Source organism: Exiguobacterium sp. TDN 0502 (assembly GCF_050846835.1).
Classification (GTDB): domain Bacteria; phylum Bacillota; class Bacilli; order Exiguobacteriales; family Exiguobacteriaceae; genus Exiguobacterium_A.
The window spans coordinates 1-5,552 of record NZ_JBOZGJ010000029.1 but is presented as its reverse complement, the minus strand read 5'-3'; the positions used below and the strand labels follow the sequence as shown (position 1 = coordinate 5,552).

The window sequence follows — 5,552 nt, the reverse complement described above, 5'->3', positions numbered from 1 at the left end:
TTTTTGCCTCATCGTTCAGTTTTCAAAGTTCGTCCGCGCCTGTTTTGGCGACTCAATTAGAATACCAAGTCTGAAACAAGAAGTCAACAACTTTTTTCGAAATTGTTTTTTACTTGTTTGCCGTAAGCGCTCGTCCTCTTAAGGACATGAATTAATATATCACGATAATTAGACATGCGCAACTACTTTATTAAAATAACTTGTAGTTTTTTTGAGCATATAAAAACCGCAGACAAGAATGGCTGCGGTTTACTTCATCATCAATGAGACGCGTCTTCTTTTTGCTTCGCTTATATAGAAGAAATACAGTGATTCCGCTAACTTCATTTGTGCTTCTAAGTCACCGTAATCGTCGTAACTGATTTCTAGAAGATGACGTTTCATCAAATAATCTTCTTTTGCTTTTGCTAATTCTTCTAACAGACGCTGGTCGTACTCATGGCGAATTTTTTTTCGAAACCAACTCATAGTTCGCGGCGTCCCTCCATTGCACGAGATAACGTCACTTCATCCGCGTATTCAAGATCGCCGCCTACCGGAAGACCATGGGCTATCCGCGTAATCCGAATCCCCGTCGGTTTTAAGAGACGCGATAAGTACATCGCTGTCGCTTCCCCTTCGATATTCGGGTTAGTCGCAAGAATGATTTCCGTAATCTCTTCATCCGCTTGGAGACGTGTCAAAAGACTCGATACATTGATGTCTTCCGGACCAATCCCTTCCATTGGACTGATCGCCCCATGTAAGACATGATACAACCCTTGATAATCTCGCATCTTTTCCATAGCAATGACATCTCTTGAATCTTGGACGACACAGACGATCGTGCGATTCCGATGTTTATCTGTACATACATAACAAGGATCTTGATCCGTGATATTTCCACAAACGCTACAGTAAGCAATATCACGCTTCGCACTGACCAATGCCTTACCGAACATCAAGACATCGTCTTCTTCCATATCAAGGACATGAAATGCTAGACGTACCGCTGTCTTCGGACCAATCCCCGGTAGTTTCGTAAAACTTTCGATCAAACGACTAATCGCTTCAGGATATTGCAAGTGGTTTCCTCCTACGAATTAAAACATTCCCGGCAGATTCATACCTTGTGTGAATTTCCCCATTTTACTTGATACGAGTTCATCGACCTTCTTCAAAGCATCATTTGTTGCAGCTAAGACGAGATCTTGAATCATTTCAACATCATCTGGATCGACGACTTCTTCTTTAATGATGACATCTACGATATTTTTATGACCATCTGCAACGACTGAGACCATTTCTCCGCCTGCTGTACCCGTCACTGTCAAATCTTTTAACTCTTCTTGTGCTTTCGCCATATCCTTTTGCATCTTCTGCATCTGTTTCATCATATTGTTCATGTTTCCCATTCCGCGCATCTGTATTCCTCCTCGAATTTAATCTTCGAACTCTACGATATCACCAAAACGACCAAGCGTCTCGGACAATAACTGATCGCTCTCCGATTCTTGTTTGGTTTCCTTCTCTTCTATACTACTACTATTTCGCTTAGCAACAAACTCTGCTTTCAGTTCATGCCAATCCTTCGAAAGAATCGCTAAAATTTCACGTTTGACGCCGCACACTTCATACAACGCTTCTTCAATGACGAAACGAGTTCGTTCATTCGTCATGACCTGTTCAAAGTGCCATCCCTTGCCATCATCGAATTCAATCAGCAACGTATCGGCTGAACAAAGAACCGGTTTACTCTCATGGAGTAACGAATAGATTGGTCCATCTTCTTTCAGAATCCATTTTAAGATATGATCCCATCTCTCTTGAATCTCACGTAGCTGGGCTTTTTCTGCTCGTCCTAACATTTGACGAATCCGCTCTTTCGCGATCCGCACGGTCGGGCGTCCTTGTTTTCGCTTCGGTTGCGCTTGCGGCGTTGCTGCTTCTTGAGCCGGAACACCGTTTGATTTCCATTGGTGCATCTGCTCTTTCATTTCGCGGACTTCCTGCTGTAACGACTGGACGATTTGCCCTGTCGTTCTCCCTTGTTCCGCGATCTGAATGAAGGCAATCTCAACGAGTACCCGCGGGTGATTCGTGAGTCGCATCTGCTGCTGGCAGTCATGTAACTGATCAATGATCGTAAAGCACGTTTCCGCTTCAATCGCTTCGACGAATTGTTTGAACTCATCCGTCGGGCGAGCACGCTCTAACAAGTCGACAGCTGTAGGAGAGGCTTTTAACAACAAAGTGTCTCGGTAAAAGAAGACGAGATCCTCTACGAATCGCTTCAAGTCTTTTCCCGCGCGTTGCATCGTCTCAAGCGTCTGCAACAACTGATCGACTTGATGTTCATGTAGAGCACGGGCAATGTTCAGTAACGCTTCATCTTCCACTGCCCCTGTTACTTCAAGAACAGCCGCATCGTTTAGATCACCGTTCGAAAAAGCAACCGCTTGGTCGAGTAGACTCAACGCATCACGCATACCACCATCCGCCGCTCGGGCGATCAATCGTAAGGCCGTATCCGAATACGCGATCGATTGATCGTTTAAGATATACTGCATCCGCTCTACGAGTTGGTCAACTTCATGCCGCTTCACATCAAAACGTTGACAACGGGAGATGATCGTCGCCGGGATTTTATGTGGTTCGGTCGTTGCTAAAATGAAGATGGCGTGTGCCGGCGGTTCTTCTAGTGTTTTAAGCAGTGCATTAAAGGCGCCTGTCGACAACATGTGTACTTCATCAATGATATAGACTTTATAGGTCGCTTCTGAAGGGGGATATTTGACTTTATCCCGGATTTCCCGAATCTCATCTACGCCGTTATTCGAAGCCGCATCAATTTCGAAGACATCCGGACTTGATCCTTCTGTGATTGCAAGACACGTCGGACATGCATTACACGGTTCTTTGACCGGAGCATGCTCACAGTTGATCGCTTTGGCAATGATTTTGGCAAGACTGGTCTTTCCCGTTCCCCGAGGACCCGAAAATAGATAGGCGTGGGACATCCGTCCCTCCATCAATGCATTTTGGATCGTACGGGTGATATGCGCTTGTCCAACGACTTCGTCGAATCGTTGTGGACGGTATACGCGGTATAGTGCTTGATAGGCCAAGTTTGCGCCTCCTCTTTTTAAGTTCCTCATTCTATTTTACCTAAAAAAGTCTACAACCGAAACCGGCTGTAGACTTGTCTTTAAAAATTAAACTGCCGCGCACCATATTCTGAAATATGTTCAACATGCGTTACTCACGCAGCCTGCTCAGTCCAAGCACCCCTACAACACACAGAGAGCACCACTTAAGGCTGCTTCCTTCCGGACCTGACCTGGTTCATGGGTATCTGTTGCGTAGGACTCAAACGTCAACGCTACTTACGTGAGGCAGACCACACCAATCATATCCCTCGACATGGAATTCAGTCTCGCTATAGCGGATTGCGAGTGACAGGGAACCGCTACATCCCCACCTAGCACGGCAAATGGTTTATCGATTTTTAGTGGCACCTTGTTTCAGTGCTTTTTCATTATACTGTTTCATCTGGTGTGATGCAACCCATTGCCCGCTTTCGTGCTTTCTTTTTCGCACGTAGTTCCCGAAAGAACGTCGTCAACATTTCACCACACTCTTTTTCTAATATACCGCTCGTCAGCTCTGAGACATGATTGAATCGATCGTCTTGCACCAGGTTCATCAGCGTTCCGCAACATCCTCCCTTCGGATCAACGGCACCAAAAATAACATGTTCGATCCGCGACAGCATGATCGCCCCTGCACACATCGGACACGGTTCAAGTGTCACGTAAAGCTCACATCCTTCAAGTCGCCAGTTCCCGAGCTTTCGGCACGCTTCCTCAATCGCAATCAGCTCCGCATGTGCCGTCGCCTGTTGATCCGTTTCCCGGTGGTTGTAACCGGTCGCGATGACTTTATCGTCTTTGACGATGATACATCCAATCGGAACTTCACCAATCTTTTCTGCCTTTTTCGCCTCTTCGATTGCAAGACGCATGTAGTGTTCCTGTCGTTCCATCGATGATACTCCTCACTCTAAAAAAATTCTCCTTTTGAAACTTCAGCAAGTCGTACTTCTTTGTGCTAAAATATAAATTGCACTTTGCTGAACGGAGGGTCATTGTATATGTTCATAACGGTTGAAGGACCGATTGGTGTAGGCAAAACATCACTTGCGAACGCCATCAGTCACCATTTCTCTTTTTCTATGTTACGCGAAATCGTCGAAGAAAATCCCTTTCTTGGAAAGTTCTATGAAGATATCGAAGAATGGAGCTTCCAGACGGAAATGTTCTTCTTGTGCAATCGCTTCAAACAACTCGATGATATCGAACGTCATTACCTCAGTAAACAACGCTCTGTCGTTGCTGATTACCATATCTTTAAGAACTTGATTTTTGCACACCGCTCTCTTAAAGTAGAGCATCTCGAGAAGTACGAACAAATCTATTCGATCCTGACGACAGACATGCCGAAACCGGATGCTGTCATCTACTTGAACGCAAGCATCGACACCTTGATGAAACGTGTGGCACTGCGCGGACGAGAAATCGAAGAAAACATGTCACGTGCTTATCTTGAACAATTGGCAGAGGATTACGAGACATTCGTCACGGAATACCAAGCGAAACATCCGGAAGTCAAAATCATCCGTTTCGACGGGGATGCACTCGACTTCGTCAAGCGACCGGAAGATCTCGAGTACGTCTTGACGACGATCCGGAACGAATTATATGAAGGAGCGAACCACGCATGAACTTGAAGCTACGCGAACAATACAACATCCCGGCAGATGCCGTCATTACGATCGGCGGTATGGTCGGAATCGGTAAATCAACGATCACAAACGGATTAGCAGATGCCCTTGGTTTCCGGACGTCACTCGAAAAAGTCGATACGAACCCTTACTTGGATAAATTCTATCATGATTTCGAGCGTTGGAGCTTCCACCTCCAAATCTATTTCCTCGCTGAACGCTTCAAGGAGCAAAAGCGGATTTTCCAATACGGTGGTGGTTTCATCCAAGATCGTTCGATCTATGAAGACACAGGGATCTTTGCTAAGATGCATTTCGAAAAAGGAACGATGTCTCCAACGGATTACGAGACATACTCAAGTTTGTTTGACGCAATGGTCATGACACCATTCTTCCCGCACCCGGATCTTTTGATCTATCTTGAAGGTTCGTTCGAACAAGTACTAGAACGAATTCGTCTTCGCGGACGTGAGATGGAGCAACAGACACCAATCGAATATTGGGAAGAGATGTATGAGCGTTATACGAACTGGATCAATAACTTTACGATTTGCCCGGTACTTCGTTTGTCGATCGACGAATACGATTTACTGAACGAGCCAGAATCCATCGATCGGATTCTCGCGAAGATTGAAAAGCAGCTCGAAGTGGCTCGTATTGCCAATACACGCTAACTGATTAGATCTGCCTCTTAGGCGGATCTTTTTTTGCGCAAAAAAGAGGCTGGGACATAACTAGTTGAATTTAACGAGAAGAAGGAATTGCCATCACTCAGGGATGTGCAATTCCT

The 5,552-nt window shown here is 45.4% G+C and carries 7 protein-coding genes and 1 other RNA gene; 2 read left to right on the top strand and 6 right to left on the bottom strand.

Annotation, left to right across the window (positions count from 1 at the left end; translation table 11 throughout):
• Positions 1-249 precede the first annotated feature (249 nt).
• The 6 genes from ACRPK8_RS15705 to tadA form a co-directional block, all read right to left on the bottom strand.
• Complete coding sequence (locus ACRPK8_RS15705; protein WP_432238983.1) at positions 250-468, bottom strand: YaaL family protein; 219 nt, start codon at positions 466-468, stop codon at positions 250-252.
• On the bottom strand, positions 465-1,064 hold the full coding sequence (recR, locus tag ACRPK8_RS15700) for a recombination mediator RecR (RefSeq protein ID WP_053451762.1): 600 nt from the start codon (positions 1,062-1,064) through the stop codon (positions 465-467). Before recR ends, ACRPK8_RS15705 begins: the two co-directional genes overlap by 4 nt.
• A gap of 18 nt (positions 1,065-1,082) precedes the next feature.
• Positions 1,083-1,403 (bottom strand): YbaB/EbfC family nucleoid-associated protein, encoded by a 321-nt coding sequence (locus ACRPK8_RS15695; protein WP_029343040.1) that lies wholly within the window; start codon positions 1,401-1,403, stop codon positions 1,083-1,085.
• 18 nt (positions 1,404-1,421) lie between these two features.
• A complete protein-coding gene (gene dnaX, locus ACRPK8_RS15690) occupies positions 1,422-3,107 on the bottom strand; it encodes a DNA polymerase III subunit gamma/tau (protein WP_432238982.1) in 1,686 nt (561 codons plus the stop codon).
• 95 nt (positions 3,108-3,202) lie between these two features.
• An RNA gene (gene ffs, locus ACRPK8_RS15685) (signal recognition particle sRNA large type) lies at positions 3,203-3,469 on the bottom strand.
• Between the two features lie 48 nt (positions 3,470-3,517).
• A complete protein-coding gene (tadA, locus tag ACRPK8_RS15680) occupies positions 3,518-4,024 on the bottom strand; it encodes a tRNA adenosine(34) deaminase TadA (protein ID WP_432238981.1) in 507 nt (168 codons plus the stop codon).
• Positions 4,025-4,132: 108 nt separating this feature from the next.
• Here tadA and ACRPK8_RS15675 point away from each other — a divergent pair, with 108 nt between their 5' ends.
• Together ACRPK8_RS15675 and ACRPK8_RS15670 are read left to right on the top strand one after the other, a co-directional pair.
• Positions 4,133-4,762, top strand: coding sequence for a deoxynucleoside kinase (locus tag ACRPK8_RS15675; RefSeq protein WP_050679045.1), 630 nt, complete (start codon positions 4,133-4,135; stop codon positions 4,760-4,762).
• The gene (locus ACRPK8_RS15670; RefSeq protein WP_029343036.1) at positions 4,759-5,436 is read left to right on the top strand and encodes a deoxynucleoside kinase; all 678 of its coding nucleotides are present in this window, start codon (positions 4,759-4,761) and stop codon (positions 5,434-5,436) included. Before ACRPK8_RS15675 ends, ACRPK8_RS15670 begins: the two co-directional genes overlap by 4 nt.
• Positions 5,437-5,552 lie beyond the last annotated feature (116 nt).

Bases quoted from the DNA above. Each gene is read 5' to 3' on its own strand.
- ACRPK8_RS15705 (WP_432238983.1), bottom strand. From the start codon at position 468: ATGAGTTGGTTTCGAAAAAAAATTCGCCATGAGTACGACCAGCGTCTG.
- ACRPK8_RS15695 (WP_029343040.1), bottom strand. From the start codon at position 1,403: ATGCGCGGAATGGGAAACATGAACAATATGATGAAACAGATGCAGAAG.
- tadA (WP_432238981.1), bottom strand. From the start codon at position 4,024: ATGGAACGACAGGAACACTACATGCGTCTTGCAATCGAAGAGGCGAAA.
- ACRPK8_RS15675 (WP_050679045.1), top strand. From the start codon at position 4,133: ATGTTCATAACGGTTGAAGGACCGATTGGTGTAGGCAAAACATCACTT.
- ACRPK8_RS15670 (WP_029343036.1), top strand. From the start codon at position 4,759: ATGAACTTGAAGCTACGCGAACAATACAACATCCCGGCAGATGCCGTC.